The following is an 18,661-nucleotide window of genomic DNA, read 5'->3' on the forward strand; positions in this document are numbered from 1 at the left end:
AATCCGAATGAGAGTCTGGGCAGTCGCCAATCAAAAGGGTGGTGTCGGTAAAACCACTTCCTCCATCGCTTTAGCCGGTTTACTGGCGGAGGCGGGCAAGCGCGTGGTCGTGGTCGATCTCGACCCCCACGGCTCGATGACCAGCTACTTCGGCTACGATCCCGACACCCTGGAGCACAGCAGCTACGACCTGTTCCTGCACAAGGGAAACGTCCCCCAAGGCCTGCCGGGTCAATTGCTGCTGTCGACCAGTGACGAACGCATCTCCCTGTTGCCCTCCAGCACCGCGCTGGCCACCCTTGAGCGCCAGTCGCCAGGGCAGAGCGGCTTGGGCCTGGTGATTGCCAAGAGCCTGGCGCAACTGTGGCAGGACTTCGATTACGCCGTGATCGACAGCCCGCCCTTGCTCGGCGTGCTGATGGTCAATGCCTTGGCGGCGAGCCAGCAACTGGTGATCCCGGTGCAGACCGAACACCTGGCGGTCAAGGGCCTGGAGCGCATGGTCAACACCCTGGCGATGATCAACCGCTCGCGCAAACAGGCGTTGCCCTTCACCATCGTGCCGACCCTGTTTGACCGACGCACCCAGGCGTCCCTCGGAACCTTGCGCGTGCTGCGCGACAAATTCCCCGAGGAAATCTGGCAAGGCTACATCCCGGTGGACACCCGCCTGCGCGATGCCAGCCGTGCCGGTCTGACGCCTTCGCAATTCGACGGCAAAAGCCGTGGCGTTCTCGCCTACCGTGCGTTGCTCAAGCATCTGCTGGCGGCGCAACTTGTTGCGCAGGTGGCGTGACATGAGCCCAATGCCCGTAGCGCCCGCGCAGGTGTGCCAATGAATCGGCCGCTGAAGACGACATCGCGCCCGCAACTGGCGTTGCAGTCGTATCTGGACAACCTGCTGCAAGACGCAACCGAGGACGTGGCACCAGAGATCGAGGTGCTGGCCGAAGTTGTCGAAGAGCAAGCGGTGCTGGACGAGTTCCAGGCCGCGGTGCTCGAAGAGCAGGCCCGGGATGCACAGAAAACCGCACCTTTGGTTGCGCCAGTAGCACCGGTGGCCAAGGCTCCGGTTGCTGTGGCCGAAGCCCCGGAACCCGTTCTGGCGTCGGTATCGACCCTTGCGCCGCTGTTGCAAACCCTGGTGGCTCCCGTCCTTGAAGAGCCGGTAGCGCTGGAGGCTCCCGTTATCGAGGAGCCTCAGGCGCTGGTGCCGCCCGTCGTCGAAGTGCATCTGCCGCCGAGCAATACGCCCCCACCGGTGGAAACCGATGGTCGTCCGTCCTGGGCTGCCGAGCCGTTCGAGTGCCTGCTGTTCGATGTCGCCGGCTTGACCCTGGCGGTGCCGCTGGTGTGCCTGGGGTCGATTTACTCCCTGGCCGGTCACGAGCTGACGCCGTTGTTCGGCCAGCCGGAATGGTTCCTGGGGATCCTGCCGAGCCAGGCCGGCAACCTCAAGGTGCTCGATACCGCGCGTTGGGTCATGCCCGACCGTTACCGCGACGATTTCAAGCAGGGCCTGCAATACGTGATTTCGGTGCAAGGCTACGAGTGGGGGCTGGCGGTGCATCAGGTCAGCCGCTCGTTGCGCCTGAACCCGAATGAAATCAAATGGAGAAGTCACCGAGGTCAGCGTCCATGGCTCGCCGGCACGGTGATTGAACACATGTGCGCCTTGCTCGATGTCGCCTCGTTGGCCGAGTTGATCGCAAGTGGCGGCGCCAAGCACATGTCCGGCAGCAAACCGGGCCACAAACCGACATCAGTCAAATAAACAAAACAAGTGACGTCACTCTGATGACGTTGCACGGAACACACACCGCCAGGGCGGTTTCTTGAGGGGTCAGGGTATGAATGACAAGGCAACGGCGGCAAAAGGTTCCGAAGATCCGATCCTGCAATGGGTCACCTTCAAGCTGGACAACGAGACCTACGGCATCAACGTGATGCGCGTCCAGGAAGTCCTGCGCTACACCGAAATCGCCCCGGTCCCGGGTGCCCCGAGCTACGTGCTGGGCATCATCAACCTGCGCGGCAACGTCGTCACCGTGATCGACACCCGCCAGCGCTTCGGCCTGATGAATGCCGAGATCAGCGACAACACCCGTATCGTCATCATCGAAGCCGACAAGCAGGTGGTCGGGATCATGGTCGACAGCGTGGCCGAAGTGGTTTACCTGCGTCAGTCGGAAATCGAAACCGCGCCGAACGTGGGTAACGAAGAGTCCGCCAAGTTCATTCAAGGCGTGTGCAACAAGAACAACGAATTGCTCATCCTGGTCGAGCTCGACAAGATGATGAGCGAAGAAGAATGGTCGGAACTGGAGAGTATCTGATTGATTCTCGAGGTTGCGGTCATTGTCCTGTTCCTGTTTTGGGCAGGCACGCTGGCAATGTTCCTGGCGTACATTCGCAGTCAAAAGCAGGTCGCCGCGCAACAGGCCAAGGGTGATGCGCTGCGCGATCAGCGCATCAAGGACATGGCCAAGCGCGTCGACGACTACCAGAACGGCAATGTGCGCATGGGCGAAGACCTGCATGAACTGCGGGCAATCGTTGCGCCCTTGCCGGACAAACTCGCTCAGCTGGAACAACGCGACCCTACAAGCCTGTCGTTCGCTCAGGCGGCACGACTGGTCGGGATGGGCGCCAGCGTCAACGAACTGACCCAGTCCTGCGGCTTGACCCAGGCAGAGGCGGAGTTGATGAGCAAGTTGCACAAGAGTTGATGTTGCGACGGCATTGAGGCAGCCGCAGCTTTGAGCAATACCCGCAGGTGTCAAAAACACTCAGCTGGTATTGTTCAAAGCTGCGGCTTTTTGTGGCCTATACACATTTGCCAGACAAGGGTGTCAGATGTCCGGGTGACCCTCGTAAGCGATCCGTCGATAAAGAGTTTTTTGTTCGCCAGTCCCTCCCTTATGCGGATCGCCCCAGGCTATAACCCGGTTGTCGCTAAGCAAGGCTGCAAATGTGTTGGTTCCGCTATAGACCGCCCTCACATTGACGAGCAGGTGGGAGATGCCGCTGGAATCACCGCCGAGTTCCGGATCTCCCCAGGCAACGGCTTTACCATTGCTGCGCAATGCCACGGCTGCATCATGGTTGGTGCTGATTGCTACAACATCCGTCAGTTGAGCGACTTCGGGGGGCAGAATGACAGTGGCCCCTTGTCCCCAGGCGACAATCTGCCCCGTAGTCCGCAGGGCAATAAAAGCGCCCGAAGTGCAAGTGAGGTGCACGATATCGGTGAGGTTGGCGATTTCTCTTGGCGGTGTAGCATCGGCTAGTAAACCCCAGCCCACGACTTGCCCATTTCTGCGCCGCGCTGCGTACGCGCTACTGTTTCCCACCAGGTCAATGATATCGTCCAGTTCGTCAATCTCTGGCGGGATAGTCGCGTAAGCCGGATTTCCCCAGCACGCAATGTGTCCATTGCTCCGACGCAATGCCAATGTATAGCCGGAACTCGCCAGTTGCACGACATCCGTCAATGGGCGGATATCGTCGGGGATTTTGCCACCAAAGCGCGAGTCTCCCCAAGCGAACACCTTTCCGCTACGGCTCAGTGCCGCAAAGGCGAATTCGGAACCCATGGCTGAGACAAAGTCGCTGCGCTGGGCAATGTAATCGGGAAGCCTTCCACCTGTTTCGTCCAGTCCCCATGCGACGATGTGGCCAGAGGCCTGTAGAGCGACAAACACGTAGGCACCGCCATAGACGGCAACAATGTCCCTCAGAGCGGCAATGTCGGGGGGGACAAGGGAGCTTGGATTATCCGGGCTGCCCCATGCCATCACCTGGCCTGTCGCGCGCCTCACTGCGAAGGCGGCCATTGAGGCCGATATTTGCGTCACGTCCTTCAGTTTCGCGATGTCCGAAGGGAGCTCACCGCCATTCTCGGCCCAGCCCCAGGCATGAAGGGAGCTTTCGCTAGTCAAGGCGCAGAATGCGGGGAAATTGCCAATGATGTTCAACGGATTGAGTGTGAGCTGCGCAGCGCCGGCGCTTACCAGCAAGCGGGCATAGGGATCAGTATCAATAAAGGACTTGGCGGTGACCGACGTGTCCTGGCCCTTGTAGCGCCACGTAGCCGTGATGGGTTGAAGAGTTGCAGCATCCAGTGCGACCAGTCGCCAGCGCTGCGGTCTGAAGACGCCGATCACGCTGTGGTTGGCGCGCGCACCCATAATCAACAGCTTTCCTGATACGGCGTTATCTTCGGCACTTTTGGAATCGTTGTTCATGTCAGTCTCTGATGTGGTGTTTGGGCCTACTATCAGAGACTCGGGGCGATATCTACGCTACTGTCAGATCTGACAGTCGCGATGTACGGACAACCAGAGTTTTGCAATTCCTTTGAGAATGCTATCGCGAGCAAGCTCGCTCCCACAGTAGTTCTATCTCGTACACAAAATACGTGTTCACTGAAGATCAAATGTGGGAGCGAGCTTGCTCGCGATGGCGTCTTTGAATGCGCAGCAATCTTCCCTGCGATCCGACCCATTCCTCTCTATCCTCGGGCGGGGCATACGCTGCTGTAGTCTCCTGCCTATAGCTTTTTCAGATCCCGCTATCTTGTGAATGCAACCAGCCATCAGTAGGTTGAGTATCTTGTTCAAACCTGTTCAGTGCCAGGAAGGCTTATGATCGACATTTTGCGCGGTACACCGCTGTGGGTTTATGCGGTTTTTCTGATCCTGACTTATTACGGTGTCATTGCCTGCTTCAAGAATCACGTGTCGAAAAGGTCATTGCAAATCACGCCGGTGATATTCGTGACCCTGTCCCTGGCTTCTCTGAATCTCTCCCAAGGTGTAGTCATTCCACTCTCGGTCTATGTAATCGGGTTATTGGCGGGATGGTTACTCGCATTGCGTTTTTACACGTACACGAATGTGACGTTCGCAGGGGGCAATTTGGTGTTGGGCGGTACAGTCAAGGTACTGATTGTGTATTGGGGCTTTTTTGCCTGGCGTTACTACCTTGGCTATCACGCAGCGATGTATCCGGAAAGGGTCAATGAGTTGCCGATGACGGCATGGTCGGCATTGGGGGCTGGCCTTATCAATGGATTGATTATTGGCCGCAGTCTCAAGCTCTTGAGCTTACTCAAGGGGGAGAGCGTGACTGCGCAGTAGTTGACGGGGGAGCTATCGCAGGCTGTCGAGTGATCAGTGGTCGTCGCCGCGATCCGATACATCCTTCTCCACCCTTGGTGCATCCGGATCATGCCCCGCCGGAAACTTCCCCTTCAAACTCCACGCAAACGCAATGATCTCGGCAATCGTCAGATAGAGCTCCTGCGGAATGCTGTCCCCCAGCTCCATTCGCGCTAGCAGTCTCACCAGCTCGGCATTTTCATAGATCGGCACTTCGCAGTCGCGGGCAATGCGCAGGATTTCTTCCGCCAGCGCTTCGTCGCCCTTGGCGGTGAGGGTAGGGGCGGTTTGCCAGGTGATTGGGGGCTTTGATCAAAAGTAGTTATCAGATGATTAATCGATTGGTAGATAAAACACGTCGCCTTGAGTGTTGCAGAATGATTCAAGAAATTTCCTTTTCAGGGAAATTAAGTCCTACTTTAAAAAGTCCTAAATAGACCGTTGCGGCCAACTAAGTCCTACACGGTAAAGTATGATATTTCCTACATCTAAAGCTGTTTTTTAACGACTTGTTTGTGTCGGTGATAATAGGCTTGTCGTTTGTGCGTTGACAGGAGGAAACATAATTCTTTAAGTTTGTTTTGTTGGTGAGCGGGGGTGTTCAAAAAAATAATCGATAAAGAAAAAGGACGTTTTATGAAAAAAATATATATTCTGGGCGCTGGACATATGGGTGGCGCGATATTATTCGGGTTAAGAGGGAAGTATGGAACTAGCCATCTAATGGCAGTTGAAACTAACGCAAGTCGAGCCGCATACCTCACGGCCTGTGGGTTCGAGGTTGGTGAGCGGATTGAAAAGATTGAATGCGGTGATATTGTTGTTTTAGCTGTCCCGCCCCAGCAATTTCAGATTGCAGTTCGGGATAACAAGGTACTGCTTTCTCACAATGGCCCGGTTATATCCGTAATGGCTGGCGTTACGACTAAATCGCTTCGCAGGACTTTAGGTCATGCACGACTCATCCGTTCGACTCCAAACACGGCATCAGAGGTACGGGAAGGAATTACTATTTACTACGCTCAAGAAAATGCTGACAGTGATTTGATTGCAGCTGCACAGATGATTTTCGGTGCGATCGGGAGCTATATACAAGTTGATAATGAATGCCTGATTGATTCAGGCACTGCACTCGCAGGGGGTGGACCCGCGCTGGTCGCTTATTTTGCTAACGCATTACAGCAGTACGCGGAGAGCGAGGGTTTTGACTCCAAGGTCGCTTGGGAAATTTGTACGCAGTTGTTATACGGGACTTCATTGTTGATGAGGTCGACTGGAAAAACGTCGATGCAATTATGTAAAGAGGTGCAAACGGCTGGCGGTACAACTGAGCGGGCAATCCAGGTTTTCGAACGGAATGACTTAAATAGGACTATTGCACTGGCTTTAACAGCTGCTGCTAAACGGTCGGTAGAGTTGGGTAGGTAGTGTTTTGTAAGGGGGTTGTTATGAATGGTGAACAACTGCGGTCCCGATTCAATCGAGTCAGTACCACTAGCATGGATGGGGATTCATATAGTGTTTATTTTGGAATGGGGCACTGTTTCAAACTTATTGATGAGCCTGGAGTTTTTAAAGTCAGTCTCGCCGGATTGGCGTTTGGGTCGTTGTTGGCGCGCTATTTAAATAAAGAATGCATTAATTCCAGATTTTTGGATCTTGGAACTGGGAGTGGCGTGCATTCTTTTTTGCTGAAATGTATGGGTGTTAAGTCCGTGACCGCAACTGATATCTCCGAGGAAGCAGTTTTCGTAGCACAGAGGAACGAGTTATATAATTTTGGAGAGAAAACTATCGAGTTTGCATTTGGTGACCTTTTTCAAGGGCTTCCAGACGGTTCAACAAAATACGATGTTATTTTGTTTAATCCGCCTGGCTGGAGGACTCCTTCTGCTTCCTTTCTAAAAGCTCTCAAAAAATCAGTCGGCGTAGAAGGGCTTCCAATTGGTTCCATGTTTTATGGCGACAGAACATTGGAGAGGTTTTTTGAAGAGTTGCCTGATCATTTGAGCGATGGTGGCAAGGTCATAATAGGGCTAAATTCATTGGTCGGTATCCGGCAGGTGATGAACAGGCTTCAAGAGTTGCACGCAGAAAAATATGTGATCGATTGTAGGCTTTTGGAGCGACATGACTTTCCACTGCTTTTTTATACCGAAGAGTGGGCGCAAATACGAAATCTTTTGGTTGATGAAGTAATGAGTTGGACAAGGAATGGCGAAGCCTATTGCTGTATGCAGGAGGATGGCCAAATAATATGGTCGTATGAAATAGTTGAATTAACTTTGTGGAAAAGGTAGGGGTATGCTGCCTTTAAATAAACATCGACATTTTTTTGTCGGTGTGCTCAGTGGGGTATTGGCGAATGTGCTGTTGGGTCTATCTTCGGTTTTTTGGAAATATATTGGGTCTTTGAGTGCAGTGGCGTTGCTCAGCTATAGGGTCTACTTATCCTTGCTGACGGTTTTTCTTGTCGTGTACGCTGGTCGGGAATTAAGACCGCTTTTTGCTCAGCTTAACATTAGGCTACTATTTCTACATACAGTCGCAGCCATGCTGATTGCGATCAACTGGGGGACGTTCATATGGGCCTCTGTCCACGGGCGGGTACTTGAAAGTAGTCTCGGTTATTTGGTAGCACCAATTTTAAGTATCACGATTGGTATCATTGTTTATAAAGAGCCTGTCACTGTGTTTAAAGCCATAGCCGTGGTGCTTATGCTGATTAGTGTGATGAGTCTTTTGGCGTTGAGTAACGATCTTGATGTACGAGTTTACTTGGGTATCGGTCTTGCCTGGGGCTTTTATTCGTGCATGAAGAAGATGACGTCTTTGAATGTTTTTAGTGGTTTGTTGTTGGAGTCTCTTGTGCTTTCATTTTTTTGCACTTTGATTTTTGTTTTTTCAGATCTCAGTATGACGATTCCTGATGATTTTGGTTTGTGGCGTACGCTTCTGATTTTTAGTTGCGGGGTGGTATCAATTGTTCCGCTGGCGCTGTTTTCGTTTTCGGCCAAAAGACTTTCTGTAATGTCTATGGGGTTGTCGCAGTTTGTATTGCCAATCACGCAGTTTTTTGTGGCGACGATGATTTACAAACAAACCGTTTCGCCAGTAACTATAGTCGCTCTTCTAGCTGTGATAATTGGGTTGTTAATGGTTCTGCTTGAGCCGATTCTGGGAAAGCTGTGTTGTTTTAGTGGGAGGGGGCGAAATGAAGTGTAAATACAAAGTGGTCGTAATTGGTCTGGGTATTGTTGGAAGTGCTTCGCTTTGGAGGCTTTCGTGCTCTGAGTGCGATGTGCTTGGCATCGATTCTGGTGCACCTATAAACCTGTCGGGATCATCGCATGGCGCTTCCCGAATTTTTAGGCGTGCTTATTGGGAAGGTCAGTCTTACCTGCCTTTGCTTTCCCTGTCAGATAAGTTGTGGCGTGATCTTGACAGAACTTGTAGCAGGCATCTGATCTTTCAAACCGGAGGGCTATTTATTGGGCCGATTGCTTCGGGTATTGTACCCAAAAGTGCGGCGACCGCCCAACAAGGTAATATCAAGCACGAATTTTTTCCTGCGGAGCGGATTGCTGAGTCTTTTCCCGTATTTCATATTCTTGAGGGTATGGAAGCGGTTTATGAAAGCGGTGCATACACTATTGCAGCAGATGATTCAAAGTTACATATGATTAATTTGGCTGTGAGGAACGGGGCTGAAACCCGGTTTGGAACTTCAGTGACGAGCATTCTTAAAACCTCGCAGGGCTTGGCAATACAGTTGGATGGGGGTGAGTTTGTTTACACAGAACGAGTTGTCTTGTCGACAGACGCTGCCATAGGTGCTCCCCTGATTAGCGATCTATTGGGATTGCTGCAACCTAAAAGCGTACCTGTTTACTGGTTCAAACCGAAGTCCAAGGGGGATTTGGGTTTCTTAAAGGATTTTCCCGCTTTTTTGTATCAATTGCCAGACGGGCGCTTGCTTTATGGTACACCGGAAATCGGCACGGAAGAACCAGGGGTCAAAATTGGATTTCATAATTATCAGCAATTCCGGTTTGATGCTAGTACCCACACCCAGCCGGTAAAGGATAGTGATGTTGAGCAAATTTCTGCTTGTGTTGAGCAGATTTTTCCCGGTTTGAATTCGATTCCATATGCATCTAAAAAGTGCATATATACGATGAGTCAGGATGAGTCTTTTATACTCGGTGAGTCAGTGGATTTTCCTGGCGTGTTTTATGTTTCCGCATGCTCTGGGCATGGGTTTAAATTCGCAACTGGTTTGGGGGATGTGCTTGCGAGAGCCGCGTTAAATGGCTTTCTTTCAGAAGAAGTGTCGATGTTTTACGCGAGCAGGTTTTCTGTTAACAAAAAGTAATTTTAATCAATAGTTATTACGGGTATGTGCTGGGCTCTGTTATTGAGTGTTTTCAGCATTGATCAATAGTCGTCCCCATGATCCGTCACATCCTTCTCCACCCTGGGCGCATCCGCATCCTGCCCCGCCGGAAACTTCCCTTTCAAACTCCACGCAAACGCAATGATCTCGGCAATCGTCAGATAGAGCTCCTGCGGAATGCTGTCCCCCAGCTCCATGCGCGCCAACAATCTCACCAGCTCGGCATTTTCATAGATCGGCACTTCGCAGTCGCGGGCAATGCGCAGGATTTCTTCCGCCAGCGCTTCGTCGCCCTTGGCGGTGAGGGTGGGGGCGTGGGTACCGTCGTACTTGAGGGCGATGGCCTGGCGTGGGGTGTTGGGGTTTTTCATGCGGTTTCGTCGACCCAGCGTTGTTCGAGGCGGGTTTGCGGGCCTTGGGGTGGTGTGCCGAGGTGGCAATCGAGGTCGCCGACGTTCAGGCCGGCGGATAGCAAGCGGTCACGCAGCCCTGCGAGGTTGCTTTCGATCAGGCTGGCGGTGTAAGGCCGCTCGGCCCAGAGCTGGCTGGAGAGGCTGCCCTTGATCAGTTGCGCCTGGATTTGCAGCGGCCCCAAAGGCTCCATGGCGAAGGCCAGTTCCACACGCCACAGCTGTTGCTTGGGTTCGCGTTCTTCGCGACGTTCCTTCGGCTGTTCTCTTTCGGGTGAGTCTTCACGCTGGAACTTGACCTGCAAGGGCACGATGTCTTGCATGTTGCGCATCGGGATTTCCAGCTGCCAGGTGCTCATCAGCCGTCCGTCGGCGGTTACGCCGGTCTGTTCCAGGCTCGACAGTTGATGGCTTTGCAGGCGTGAAACCGCGGCGGCGGCCAGGCGCAGCAGGTGTTCGAGGTCGTTTTCACCGTCGGCGCCTTGCAACTGGCGTTCGGGCAGCGGGAAACCGGTCGGCGACGGCTTGGCACTCACCTGGCCGAGCATGCCCAGGGCATTGCGGACAAAGTTCGGCATGGTCTGGGCCAGGGTATTGGCGTCGATGATCGCGCCGAGGCTGGTGTTGGCCGGCAAGCCCTGACTCAACTGCGCAACCAGTTTGAGCAGATCGCCCTTCATGTCCGGCGCGAGCGTCGGGTTTTGCCCGGTCAGCAATTTGCTTTCGAGAAACACACCGCTGCTGCCCAGGGCCTGGGCCAGACCCTTGGGGGTGCTCAACTGTTGAACATCCGGCAAGCCGGCGAGCAACCGGGCAGCGGCGCTGCGCAAATCAACGGATGTCTGGTCCGAGGGCGCAAGGTTCTGCAGGAGCTTGAGCAAGCCGTCCAGCGATCCCTGGCGGCTTTGCTGGTCGACCAGTTGCCGGGTCACCGCCAGTTGTTCCTGACGGCTGCTCAGGGGGACGAATTTCACGGTCTGGGCGTCCTGCACCTGCGCGCTCAGCAAGGTGCCGATGCGCAAGGGCTGCGGACTGTCGATGCTCAGGGTGCTGCCGCTCAGTGCGGTGTTGAGCAGGCCTACCATCGAGCGAAACACCATGGGCTGGCCGGGCAGCTGGGGCAGCACTTGCGAGGTCAGCACTTTGCCCTGCAAGAGGGTGCCAACGGGCAGTTGCGCGGTGTCGAGGCGGGTGAGGGTGGCGACGTTGGAGGCAATGGCCTGTTGCACCGTCACGGCCAGGTTGCCGGCCGAGGGTTGGCTGACGACCAGCGTGGTGCCCTGGGCCAGCGGTTGATTGCTGGTGGTCTGGACCGTGGTCTGGCGGCCGCTGTCGAGGGTGACCTTGAGCAGCATCTGGAAAGTCTGGTCCGCCTGCTTGAGCGACAACACTTCGGCCTGGGCGGTTTGACCGACGCTGATCAGCCCCTCCACCGGTGTCAGCAATTTGAGCAGCTCGCCGCTGACCACCTGCGGGCGCGAAGACGCCGGGAGGGTTTGCGGTAGCGGGAGGATGTTCATTTCGCCTGTCATACGCGGTCACAACCTGAGGAAAATGCACTCTTTAGAGTAAGGCATGGCATGTATAATGCCGCGCTGTTGTATCCAAAAATGGCGAAAACTTTGCAATTGTTTGACGCAGCTCTCTAGAACAAGACGTCATTGCATCTATGCTGCATCTCTTTAACGGCCGCGCCAGAGCCGACTTGAACCGTATAAGGCCCGTGAACCCTTGACCAGTCCTGTCCTGCAAACCGTTGCCCTTGCCTGTGAGCGAGACCTTCGGCTGCTCTTCGAAAATCTCGATTTGAGACTGGCCAGTGGCGAAATGATGCAAATCAGCGGCCCCAACGGCAGCGGCAAGACCAGCCTGTTGCGCCTGCTCTCGGGGCTGATGCAGCCGACCGCCGGTCAGGTGCTGCTCAACGGCCAGCCGCTGAACGAACAGCGCGGTGAGCTGGCGCGCAACCTGCTGTGGATCGGCCACGCTGCCGGGATCAAGGATTTGCTGACGCCGGAAGAGAACCTGAGCTGGCTGTGCGCCTTGCATCATCCGGCGACTCACGAGGCGATCTGGCAGGCGCTGGCCGCGGTCGGGCTGCGCGGATTCGAGGATGTGCCTTGCCACACCCTGTCTGCCGGTCAACAGCGTCGCGTCGCCTTGGCGCGCCTGTATCTGGACAGTCCGCCGTTATGGATCCTCGATGAACCCTTTACCGCCCTCGACAAGCAGGGCGTGGCACAGCTTGAATCTCATCTGGCCGGCCACTGCGAACGCGGCGGCATGGTGGTGTTGACCACCCATCACACGCTGAGCCGGATGCCGGCCGGTTATCGCGATATCGATCTGGGGAGCTGGGCCGTATGAGTGTTTTCGGCCTGCTGGTCGCCCGTGAGGCCCGTCTGCTGTTTCGCCGTCCGGCGGAACTGGCCAATCCGTTGGTGTTCTTCGCCATCGTCGTTTCGCTGTTCCCGCTGGCGGTCGGACCCGAGTCTCAATTGTTGCAAACCTTGTCTCCGGGGCTGGTCTGGGTGGCAGCGCTTTTATCGGTTTTGCTCTCGCTGGACGGGCTTTTCCGCAGTGATTTCGAGGACGGATCCCTCGAGCAGTGGGTCCTTTCGCCGCACCCCCTGGCTCTTCTGGTTTTGGCCAAGGTGCTGGCACACTGGGCTTTCTCGGGCCTGGCACTGGTTTTGCTCGCGCCCTTGCTGGCGTTGATGCTCGGTTTGCCTGCCGCCTGTCTGCCAGTGTTGCTGCTTTCGTTGCTGCTCGGTACACCGGTACTGAGCCTGCTCGGTGCGGTGGGCGCGGCGCTGACGGTGGGCTTGAAGCGCGGTGGCCTGTTGCTGGCACTGCTGATACTGCCGCTGTACATCCCGGTGTTGATCCTTGGCAGTGGCGCCTTGCAGGCCGCCTTGCAGGGGATGCCGGCGACCGGTTATCTGTTGTGGCTTGGTAGCCTGACCGCCCTGGCGATAACCCTGACACCTTTTGCAATAGCTGCTGGCCTGAAGATCAGCGTCGGCGAATAATAATGAGGCCTGGTCATTTTTTGATCACTTCTTTTGAAGAAAGGCAGACCCTGGCTCTTCACAGTAAAGAGCAACCGTGATGGAAACAGTATGAACTGGACGTGGTTTCACAAGCTTGGCTCGCCCAAATGGTTTTACGGCATCAGCGGCAAAATGCTGCCCTGGCTGAGCGTCGCGGCGTTGCTGTTGATCAGCGTTGGCGTGGTCTGGGGCCTGGCCTTCGCGCCGCCGGACTACCAGCAGGGCAACAGCTTCCGCATCATCTATATCCACGTCCCGGCCGCCATGCTGGCGCAGTCCATCTACGTGATGCTGGCGGTGTGCGGCATCGTCAGCCTCGTTTGGAAGATGAAACTGGCCGACGTCGCCCTGCAATGCGCGGCGCCCATCGGTGCCTGGATGACCGCCGTGGCGCTGATCACCGGGGCGATCTGGGGTAAGCCGACCTGGGGCTCGTGGTGGGTCTGGGATGCACGCCTTACGTCCATGCTTATCCTGCTGTTCCTGTACTTCGGTCTCATTGCGCTGGGCAACGCGATCAGCAATCGTGACAGCGCGGCCAAGGCCTGTGCGGTGCTGGCGATCGTCGGCGTGATCAACATCCCGATCATCAAATACTCGGTGGAGTGGTGGAACACCCTGCACCAGGGCGCGACCTTCACCCTCACCGAAAAACCGGCGATGCCGGCCGAAATGTGGCTGCCACTGCTGCTGACGGCGTTGGGTTTCTACTGTTTCTTCGGCGCGGTGCTGTTGCTGCGTATGCGTCTTGAAGTGCTCAAGCGCGAAGCCCGGGCCAGTTGGGTCAAAGCCGAAGTGGAAAACAGCCTGGAGGTCGCTCGATGAGTTTTGCTTCATTCGGCGACTTCATCGCCATGGGTCATCATGGCCTGTATGTCTGGTCAGCCTATGGCATCTGCCTGGCGGTACTGACCCTCAACGTGGCGGCGCCGATCCTGGCCCGCAAGCGGTATCTGCAACAAGAGGCGCGTCGTCTGCGCCGGGAGAACGGCAAGTGAATCCGCTGCGCAAAAAGCGTCTTATCATTATTCTCGCGATCCTGGTCGGGGTCGGCGCTGCCGTCGGCCTGGCCCTGAGCGCCCTGCAGCAGAACATCAACCTGTTTTACACACCGACCCAGATCGCCAACGGCGAAGCCCCGCTGGACACGCGCATTCGCGCCGGCGGCATGGTCGAGAAGGGTTCGCTGGAACGTTCCAGCGACTCCCTGGATGTGAAATTCGTCGTCACCGACTTTAATAAATCCGTGACCATCACTTATCGCGGCATCCTGCCGGACCTGTTCCGCGAAGGGCAGGGCATCGTCGCTCTGGGCAAGCTCAACGCCGACGGCGTGGTGGTGGCCGATGAAGTGCTGGCCAAGCACGATGAAAAGTACATGCCGCCGGAAGTGACCAAGGCCTTGAAAGACAGCGGCCAGTCGGCACCCACTCCCGCGAAAGAGGGCTAACTGATGACAGCTGGAATCTTCATTCCCGAGTTGGGCCACCTGGCCATGATCCTGGCGCTGTGTTTCGCGCTGGTTCAGGCCGTGGTGCCATTGGTCGGTGCCTGGCGCGGTGACCGCTTCTGGATGAGCCTGGCCCAGCCGGCCGCGTGGGGGCAGTTTGCGTTCTTGCTGTTCGCCTTCGGTTGCCTGACCTACGCCTTCATGGTCGACGATTTCTCCGTCGCTTATGTGGCCAACAACTCCAACAGCGCCTTGCCGTGGTACTACAAGTTCAGTGCCGTGTGGGGTGCCCACGAAGGTTCCCTGCTGTTGTGGGCCTTGATTCTCGGCGGCTGGACCTTCGCGGTGTCGGTGTTTTCCCGGCAGTTGCCTCAGGTCATGCTGGCCCGCGTGCTGGCGGTTATGGGCATGATCAGCACCGGTTTCCTGCTGTTCCTGATCATGACCTCGAACCCGTTCAAGCGCATCCTGCCGCAAATGCCCAGTGACGGTGCCGACCTCAACCCCTTGCTGCAAGACATCGGCCTGATCGTTCACCCACCGATGCTGTACATGGGCTACGTCGGTTTCTCGGTGGCCTTCGCCTTCGCCATCGCCGCGCTGATGGGTGGTCGCCTGGATGCCGCCTGGGCGCGCTGGTCGCGTCCGTGGACCATCGTGGCCTGGGCGTTCCTCGGTATTGGCATCACCCTGGGTTCGTGGTGGGCGTACTACGAACTCGGCTGGGGCGGCTGGTGGTTCTGGGACCCGGTGGAAAACGCCTCGTTCATGCCATGGCTGGTGGGCACCGCACTGATTCACTCGTTGGCAGTCACGGAAAAACGTGGCGTGTTCAAGAGCTGGACCGTGTTGCTGGCCATCGCTGCATTCTCCTTGAGCCTGCTGGGCACCTTCCTCGTGCGTTCCGGCGTGCTGACCTCGGTGCACGCCTTTGCGTCCGACCCGGAGCGCGGGGTGTTCATCCTGATTTTCCTGTTGTTCGTGGTCGGTGGTTCGCTGACCCTGTTCGCCCTGCGCGCGCCGGTGGTCAAGAGCCAGGTGGGCTTCAACCTCTGGTCCCGGGAAACCCTGCTGCTGGGCAACAACCTGGTGCTGGTGGTGGCGGCTTCGATGATCCTGCTCGGCACCCTGTACCCGCTGATTCTGGATGCCATGACCGGGGCCAAGCTGTCTGTCGGCCCGCCGTACTTCAACGCGCTGTTCATTCCGTTGATGGCGTTGCTGATGGTGGTGATGGCGGTCGGCGTGATCGTGCGCTGGAAAGACACCCCGGTGAAATGGCTGGTGAGCATGCTCACCCCGGTCCTGCTCGGCAGCGCCGCGCTGGCGGTAGTGGCCGGCGTCGCCTACGGCGACTTCAACTGGGCCGTGCTCGCGACCTTCATGCTCGCGGCCTGGGTGTTGCTGGCCGGTGTGCGTGACATCTTCGACAAGACCCGCCACAAAGGCCTGATCAAAGGCCTGCCAACCCTGACCCGCAGCTACTGGGGCATGCAGGTAGCGCACCTGGGCATTGCCGTGTGCGCGCTGGGTGTCGTGCTGTCGAGCCAGAACAGTGCCGAGCGTGACCTGCGCCTGGCGCCGGGCGAATCCATGGACCTGGGCGGCTATCAGTTCGTCTTCGAAGGCGCCAAGCATTTCGAAGGCCCGAACTTCACCTCCGACAAGGGCACCGTGCGGGTGATCAAGGGCGGCAAGGAAGTCAGTGTGCTGCACCCGGAAAAACGCCTGTACACCGTGCAGAACTCGGTGATGACTGAAGCGGGCATCGACGCCGGTTTCACCCGCGACCTCTATGTTGCTCTCGGTGAACCACTGGGTAACGGCGCCTGGGCTGTGCGCGTGCACGTCAAACCGTTCGTGCGCTGGATCTGGTTCGGCGGTTTGCTGACCGGCTTCGGCGGTTTGCTGGCGGCGCTGGATCGGCGTTATCGGGTCAAGGTCAAAAGCCGCGTGCGCGAAGCACTGGGCATGTCGGGAGCCACTGCATGAAGCGTTGGTTGATGTTGTTGCCACTGGCGATTTTTCTGGTAGTCGCTGTATTCCTTTACCGTGGGTTGTACCTGGATCCGGCCGAGCTGCCCTCGGCCATGATCAACAAGCCGTTCCCGGAGTTTTCCCTGCCGTCGGTGCAGGGCGACAAGACCCTGACCCGCGCTGACATTCTGGGCAAGCCGGCGCTGGTCAATGTCTGGGGCACCTGGTGCATTTCCTGCCGGGTCGAGCACCCGGTGTTGAACAAACTGGCCCAGCAGGGCGTGGTGATCTACGGCATCAACTACAAGGACGTCAATGCCGACGCCTTGAAGTGGCTGACGGACTTCCACAATCCGTATGTGCTGGACATTCGTGACGATGAAGGCTCGCTAGGTCTGAACCTGGGTGTGTACGGCGCACCGGAAACCTTCTTCATCGACGCCAAGGGCATCATCCGTGACAAGTTCGTCGGTGTGATCGACGAACAGGTCTGGCGCGAAAAACTGGCGGCCAAGTACCAGGCGCTGGTCGACGAGGCCAAGCCATGAAGCGCTGGATTGCTGCCGTTGCCCTGGGCTTGAGCCTGGCGGGCGTGGCCCACGCGGCCATCGACACCTACGAGTTCGCCAAGGAAGGTGACCGCGAACGTTTCCGCGAGTTGACCAAGGAGCTGCGTTGCCCCAAGTGCCAGAATCAGGATATCGCCGATTCCAACGCACCGATTGCCGCCGACCTGCGCAAAGAGATTTTTCGCATGCTCGGCGAGGGCAAGGACAACCAGCAGATCATCGATTTCATGGTCGATCGCTACGGTGATTTCGTCCGCTACAAGCCTGCACTGAACGCCAAGACCGCCGTGCTCTGGTTCGGCCCTGCCGGCCTGCTGCTGGGCGGTGTCGTGATCATCGCGGTGATCGTCCGCCGTCGTCGCGTGCAACGCGCCGGTACCCAGGCTGAGCTTTCTCCCGAGGAGCGCTCGCGCCTCGACAACCTGTTGGATAAAACCAAGAATGATTGATTTCTGGCTCGCTGCAGGTCTGCTGCTTCTGGTTGCCCTGAGTTTTCTGTTGATCCCGGTGCTGCGCAGCCGTCGCGCCCAGCGCGAAGAGGATCGTACCGCCCTGAACGTCGCGCTGTATCAGGAGCGTGTGGCTGAGTTGCAGACTCAGCAGGAAGAGGGCGTGCTCGATGTGGCGCAAATGGACGCCGGTCGCGCCGAAGCTGCCCGTGAGTTGTTGGCGGACACCGAGGGCGCTGAAGCGCCGCGGGTGTCGCGCCTGGGCAAACCCTTGCCGTTGCTGGCGGCCATACTGGTGCCGGTGCTGGGCCTGGGGCTGTACATGCATTACGGTGCCAGCGACAAGGTCGAACTGACCCGCGAGTTCGCGCAGGCACCCCAGTCGATGGAAGAGATGACCCAGCGCCTGGAGCGCGCGGTCGCCGCTCAGCCGGATTCCGCTGAAGGCATGTACTTCCTCGGTCGCACCTACATGGCTCAGGATCGCCCGGCGGATGCGGCGAAGATGTTCGAACGCACCGTGAACCTGGCCGGTCGTCAGCCCGAACTGCTCGGTCAATGGGCCCAGGCCCAGTACTTTGCCGATGGCAAGAAGTGGTCGGACAAGGTTCAGACACTGACCGACGAAGCGCTCAAGGCCGACCCGAAAGAAGTCACCAGCCTTGGCCTGCTCGGCATTGCCGCGTTCGAAAGCGGGCGTTATCAGGACGCCATCGATTACTGGAATCGCCTGTTGGCCCAGTTGCCGCCGGAAGACCAGTCCCGCGAGGCGCTGCAAGGCGGAATTACCCGGGCCACGGAGAAACTGGTGGCCAGTGGTGGTAAGGTTGCGCAAGCACCGGCGGCCAAGGCCTCAGCGTTGCTCAAGGTCAGCGTCGATCTGGCGGCGGACCTTAAATCCAAGGTCCAGCCTGGCGACAGCGTGTTCATCTTCGCCCGTGCAATCTCCGGTCCTCCGGCCCCGCTGGCGGTCAAGCGCATGACCGTGGCCGACCTGCCGGTGACCGTCGAACTGGGCGATGCCGACGCAATGATGCCGCAATTGAAACTGTCGAACTTCCCTGAAGTCCAACTGGTTGCGCGCATTTCCCGTGCCGGCAAACCGACCGCCGGCGAATGGATCGGTCGCAGCCAGCCCCTGGCCAGCAGCACCACCGCGCCGCAAACACTGACCATCGACAGCCCGGACAAATAA

22 protein-coding genes are annotated in these 18,661 nt (G+C 57.1%); 18 read left to right on the plus strand and 4 right to left on the minus strand.

Features of this window, described 5'->3' with window-relative positions; all coding sequences use genetic code 11:
• Window positions 1-7: 7 nt before the first annotated feature.
• From AABM52_RS07900 to AABM52_RS07915, 4 genes are all read left to right on the plus strand, one after another.
• Entirely contained in the window at window positions 8-796 is a 789-nt protein-coding gene (locus AABM52_RS07900; RefSeq protein WP_347911208.1) for a ParA family protein, read from the plus strand.
• A gap of 39 nt (window positions 797-835) precedes the next feature.
• Complete coding sequence (locus AABM52_RS07905) at window positions 836-1,774, plus strand: chemotaxis protein CheW (RefSeq protein ID WP_347911209.1); 939 nt, start codon at window positions 836-838, stop codon at window positions 1,772-1,774.
• Window positions 1,775-1,850: 76 nt separating this feature from the next.
• Complete coding sequence (locus AABM52_RS07910; RefSeq protein ID WP_007980742.1) at window positions 1,851-2,336, plus strand: chemotaxis protein CheW; 486 nt, start codon at window positions 1,851-1,853, stop codon at window positions 2,334-2,336.
• The gene (locus AABM52_RS07915) at window positions 2,337-2,729 is read left to right on the plus strand and encodes a DUF2802 domain-containing protein (RefSeq protein WP_347911210.1); all 393 of its coding nucleotides are present in this window, start codon (window positions 2,337-2,339) and stop codon (window positions 2,727-2,729) included. It abuts the gene before it with no gap.
• Window positions 2,730-2,852: 123 nt separating this feature from the next.
• Here AABM52_RS07915 and AABM52_RS07920 read toward each other — a convergent pair whose 3' ends face one another.
• Window positions 2,853-4,247, minus strand: coding sequence for a hypothetical protein (locus AABM52_RS07920; RefSeq protein ID WP_347911211.1), 1,395 nt, complete (start codon window positions 4,245-4,247; stop codon window positions 2,853-2,855).
• A 399-nt stretch (window positions 4,248-4,646) separates the two neighbouring features.
• Here AABM52_RS07920 and AABM52_RS07925 point away from each other — a divergent pair, with 399 nt between their 5' ends.
• Window positions 4,647-5,141, plus strand: a complete 495-nt coding sequence (locus tag AABM52_RS07925; RefSeq protein ID WP_347911212.1) for a hypothetical protein — start codon at window positions 4,647-4,649, stop codon at window positions 5,139-5,141.
• Window positions 5,142-5,174: 33 nt separating this feature from the next.
• Here the strand turns inward: AABM52_RS07925 and AABM52_RS07930 are convergent, their stop codons facing one another.
• Window positions 5,175-5,462 carry an EscU/YscU/HrcU family type III secretion system export apparatus switch protein gene (locus AABM52_RS07930; RefSeq protein WP_347912596.1) on the minus strand — a complete coding sequence of 96 codons (288 nt, stop codon included), beginning with the start codon at window positions 5,460-5,462 and terminating at the stop codon, window positions 5,175-5,177.
• 297 nt (window positions 5,463-5,759) lie between these two features.
• On the opposite strand from AABM52_RS07930, the gene AABM52_RS07935 reads away from it, so the two are divergent.
• Genes AABM52_RS07935 through solA form a run of 4 tightly spaced genes read left to right on the plus strand, consistent with a single transcriptional unit; the run spans window position 5,760 to window position 9,537 of the window.
• Window positions 5,760-6,590 carry a pyrroline-5-carboxylate reductase dimerization domain-containing protein gene (locus AABM52_RS07935; RefSeq protein ID WP_347911213.1) on the plus strand — a complete coding sequence of 277 codons (831 nt, stop codon included), beginning with the start codon at window positions 5,760-5,762 and terminating at the stop codon, window positions 6,588-6,590.
• 20 nt (window positions 6,591-6,610) lie between these two features.
• A complete protein-coding gene (locus AABM52_RS07940) occupies window positions 6,611-7,462 on the plus strand; it encodes a methyltransferase (protein ID WP_347911214.1) in 852 nt (283 codons plus the stop codon).
• 4 nt (window positions 7,463-7,466) lie between these two features.
• Window positions 7,467-8,387 (plus strand): hypothetical protein, encoded by a 921-nt coding sequence (locus AABM52_RS07945; RefSeq protein WP_347911215.1) that lies wholly within the window; start codon window positions 7,467-7,469, stop codon window positions 8,385-8,387.
• Window positions 8,377-9,537: an N-methyl-L-tryptophan oxidase gene (gene solA / locus AABM52_RS07950; RefSeq protein WP_347911216.1), complete on the plus strand. Its 1,161-nt coding sequence runs from the start codon at window positions 8,377-8,379 to the stop codon at window positions 9,535-9,537. The genes AABM52_RS07945 and solA overlap by 11 nt, the downstream gene beginning before the upstream one ends.
• Window positions 9,538-9,599: 62 nt before the next feature.
• On the opposite strand, the gene AABM52_RS07955 is transcribed toward solA, so the two are convergent.
• Window positions 9,600-9,929, minus strand: a complete 330-nt coding sequence (locus AABM52_RS07955) for an EscU/YscU/HrcU family type III secretion system export apparatus switch protein (RefSeq protein ID WP_347911217.1) — start codon at window positions 9,927-9,929, stop codon at window positions 9,600-9,602.
• Window positions 9,926-11,500: a flagellar hook-length control protein FliK gene (locus AABM52_RS07960; protein ID WP_347911218.1), complete on the minus strand. Its 1,575-nt coding sequence runs from the start codon at window positions 11,498-11,500 to the stop codon at window positions 9,926-9,928. The genes AABM52_RS07955 and AABM52_RS07960 overlap by 4 nt, the downstream gene beginning before the upstream one ends.
• 199 nt (window positions 11,501-11,699) lie before the next feature.
• Here AABM52_RS07960 and ccmA point away from each other — a divergent pair, with 199 nt between their 5' ends.
• The 9 genes from ccmA (at window position 11,700) to ccmI (ending at window position 18,661) form a co-directional block, all read left to right on the plus strand.
• The gene (gene ccmA / locus AABM52_RS07965; RefSeq protein ID WP_046037681.1) at window positions 11,700-12,335 is read left to right on the plus strand and encodes a cytochrome c biogenesis heme-transporting ATPase CcmA; all 636 of its coding nucleotides are present in this window, start codon (window positions 11,700-11,702) and stop codon (window positions 12,333-12,335) included.
• Window positions 12,332-13,000, plus strand: a complete 669-nt coding sequence (gene ccmB, locus AABM52_RS07970; protein WP_007980754.1) for a heme exporter protein CcmB — start codon at window positions 12,332-12,334, stop codon at window positions 12,998-13,000. The genes ccmA and ccmB overlap by 4 nt, the downstream gene beginning before the upstream one ends.
• Window positions 13,001-13,090: 90 nt before the next feature.
• Entirely contained in the window at window positions 13,091-13,846 is a 756-nt protein-coding gene (locus AABM52_RS07975) for a heme ABC transporter permease (RefSeq protein WP_347911220.1), read from the plus strand.
• On the plus strand, window positions 13,843-14,019 hold the full coding sequence (gene ccmD / locus AABM52_RS07980; RefSeq protein ID WP_060541438.1) for a heme exporter protein CcmD: 177 nt from the start codon (window positions 13,843-13,845) through the stop codon (window positions 14,017-14,019). Before AABM52_RS07975 ends, ccmD begins: the two co-directional genes overlap by 4 nt.
• The gene (gene ccmE / locus AABM52_RS07985) at window positions 14,016-14,471 is read left to right on the plus strand and encodes a cytochrome c maturation protein CcmE (protein WP_008020317.1); all 456 of its coding nucleotides are present in this window, start codon (window positions 14,016-14,018) and stop codon (window positions 14,469-14,471) included. The genes ccmD and ccmE overlap by 4 nt, the downstream gene beginning before the upstream one ends.
• A gap of 3 nt (window positions 14,472-14,474) precedes the next feature.
• Window positions 14,475-16,463: a heme lyase CcmF/NrfE family subunit gene (locus tag AABM52_RS07990; RefSeq protein ID WP_347911221.1), complete on the plus strand. Its 1,989-nt coding sequence runs from the start codon at window positions 14,475-14,477 to the stop codon at window positions 16,461-16,463.
• Window positions 16,460-16,996 (plus strand): DsbE family thiol:disulfide interchange protein, encoded by a 537-nt coding sequence (locus AABM52_RS07995; protein ID WP_347911223.1) that lies wholly within the window; start codon window positions 16,460-16,462, stop codon window positions 16,994-16,996. Before AABM52_RS07990 ends, AABM52_RS07995 begins: the two co-directional genes overlap by 4 nt.
• The gene (locus AABM52_RS08000; protein WP_347911224.1) at window positions 16,993-17,466 is read left to right on the plus strand and encodes a cytochrome c-type biogenesis protein; all 474 of its coding nucleotides are present in this window, start codon (window positions 16,993-16,995) and stop codon (window positions 17,464-17,466) included. Before AABM52_RS07995 ends, AABM52_RS08000 begins: the two co-directional genes overlap by 4 nt.
• Complete coding sequence (ccmI, locus tag AABM52_RS08005) at window positions 17,459-18,661, plus strand: c-type cytochrome biogenesis protein CcmI (RefSeq protein ID WP_347911225.1); 1,203 nt, start codon at window positions 17,459-17,461, stop codon at window positions 18,659-18,661. The genes AABM52_RS08000 and ccmI overlap by 8 nt, the downstream gene beginning before the upstream one ends.

Origin of the sequence: Pseudomonas grandcourensis, from assembly GCF_039909015.1 — a bacterium.
Lineage (GTDB): Bacteria > Pseudomonadota > Gammaproteobacteria > Pseudomonadales > Pseudomonadaceae > Aquipseudomonas > Aquipseudomonas grandcourensis.

Coding starts and splice junctions, on each gene's coding strand:
- AABM52_RS07900 (WP_347911208.1), top strand. CDS start 8: ATGAGAGTCTGGGCAGTCGCCAATCAAAAGGGTGGTGTCGGTAAAACC.
- AABM52_RS07905 (WP_347911209.1), top strand. CDS start 836: ATGAATCGGCCGCTGAAGACGACATCGCGCCCGCAACTGGCGTTGCAG.
- AABM52_RS07910 (WP_007980742.1), top strand. CDS start 1,851: ATGAATGACAAGGCAACGGCGGCAAAAGGTTCCGAAGATCCGATCCTG.
- AABM52_RS07920 (WP_347911211.1), bottom strand. CDS start 4,247: ATGAACAACGATTCCAAAAGTGCCGAAGATAACGCCGTATCAGGAAAG.
- AABM52_RS07925 (WP_347911212.1), top strand. CDS start 4,647: ATGATCGACATTTTGCGCGGTACACCGCTGTGGGTTTATGCGGTTTTT.
- AABM52_RS07940 (WP_347911214.1), top strand. CDS start 6,611: ATGAATGGTGAACAACTGCGGTCCCGATTCAATCGAGTCAGTACCACT.
- AABM52_RS07945 (WP_347911215.1), top strand. CDS start 7,467: ATGCTGCCTTTAAATAAACATCGACATTTTTTTGTCGGTGTGCTCAGT.
- solA (WP_347911216.1), top strand. CDS start 8,377: ATGAAGTGTAAATACAAAGTGGTCGTAATTGGTCTGGGTATTGTTGGA.
- AABM52_RS07955 (WP_347911217.1), bottom strand. CDS start 9,929: ATGAAAAACCCCAACACCCCACGCCAGGCCATCGCCCTCAAGTACGAC.
- AABM52_RS07960 (WP_347911218.1), bottom strand. CDS start 11,500: ATGACAGGCGAAATGAACATCCTCCCGCTACCGCAAACCCTCCCGGCG.
- ccmB (WP_007980754.1), top strand. CDS start 12,332: ATGAGTGTTTTCGGCCTGCTGGTCGCCCGTGAGGCCCGTCTGCTGTTT.
- AABM52_RS07975 (WP_347911220.1), top strand. CDS start 13,091: ATGAACTGGACGTGGTTTCACAAGCTTGGCTCGCCCAAATGGTTTTAC.
- ccmD (WP_060541438.1), top strand. CDS start 13,843: ATGAGTTTTGCTTCATTCGGCGACTTCATCGCCATGGGTCATCATGGC.
- AABM52_RS07990 (WP_347911221.1), top strand. CDS start 14,475: ATGACAGCTGGAATCTTCATTCCCGAGTTGGGCCACCTGGCCATGATC.
- AABM52_RS07995 (WP_347911223.1), top strand. CDS start 16,460: ATGAAGCGTTGGTTGATGTTGTTGCCACTGGCGATTTTTCTGGTAGTC.
- AABM52_RS08000 (WP_347911224.1), top strand. CDS start 16,993: ATGAAGCGCTGGATTGCTGCCGTTGCCCTGGGCTTGAGCCTGGCGGGC.
- ccmI (WP_347911225.1), top strand. CDS start 17,459: ATGATTGATTTCTGGCTCGCTGCAGGTCTGCTGCTTCTGGTTGCCCTG.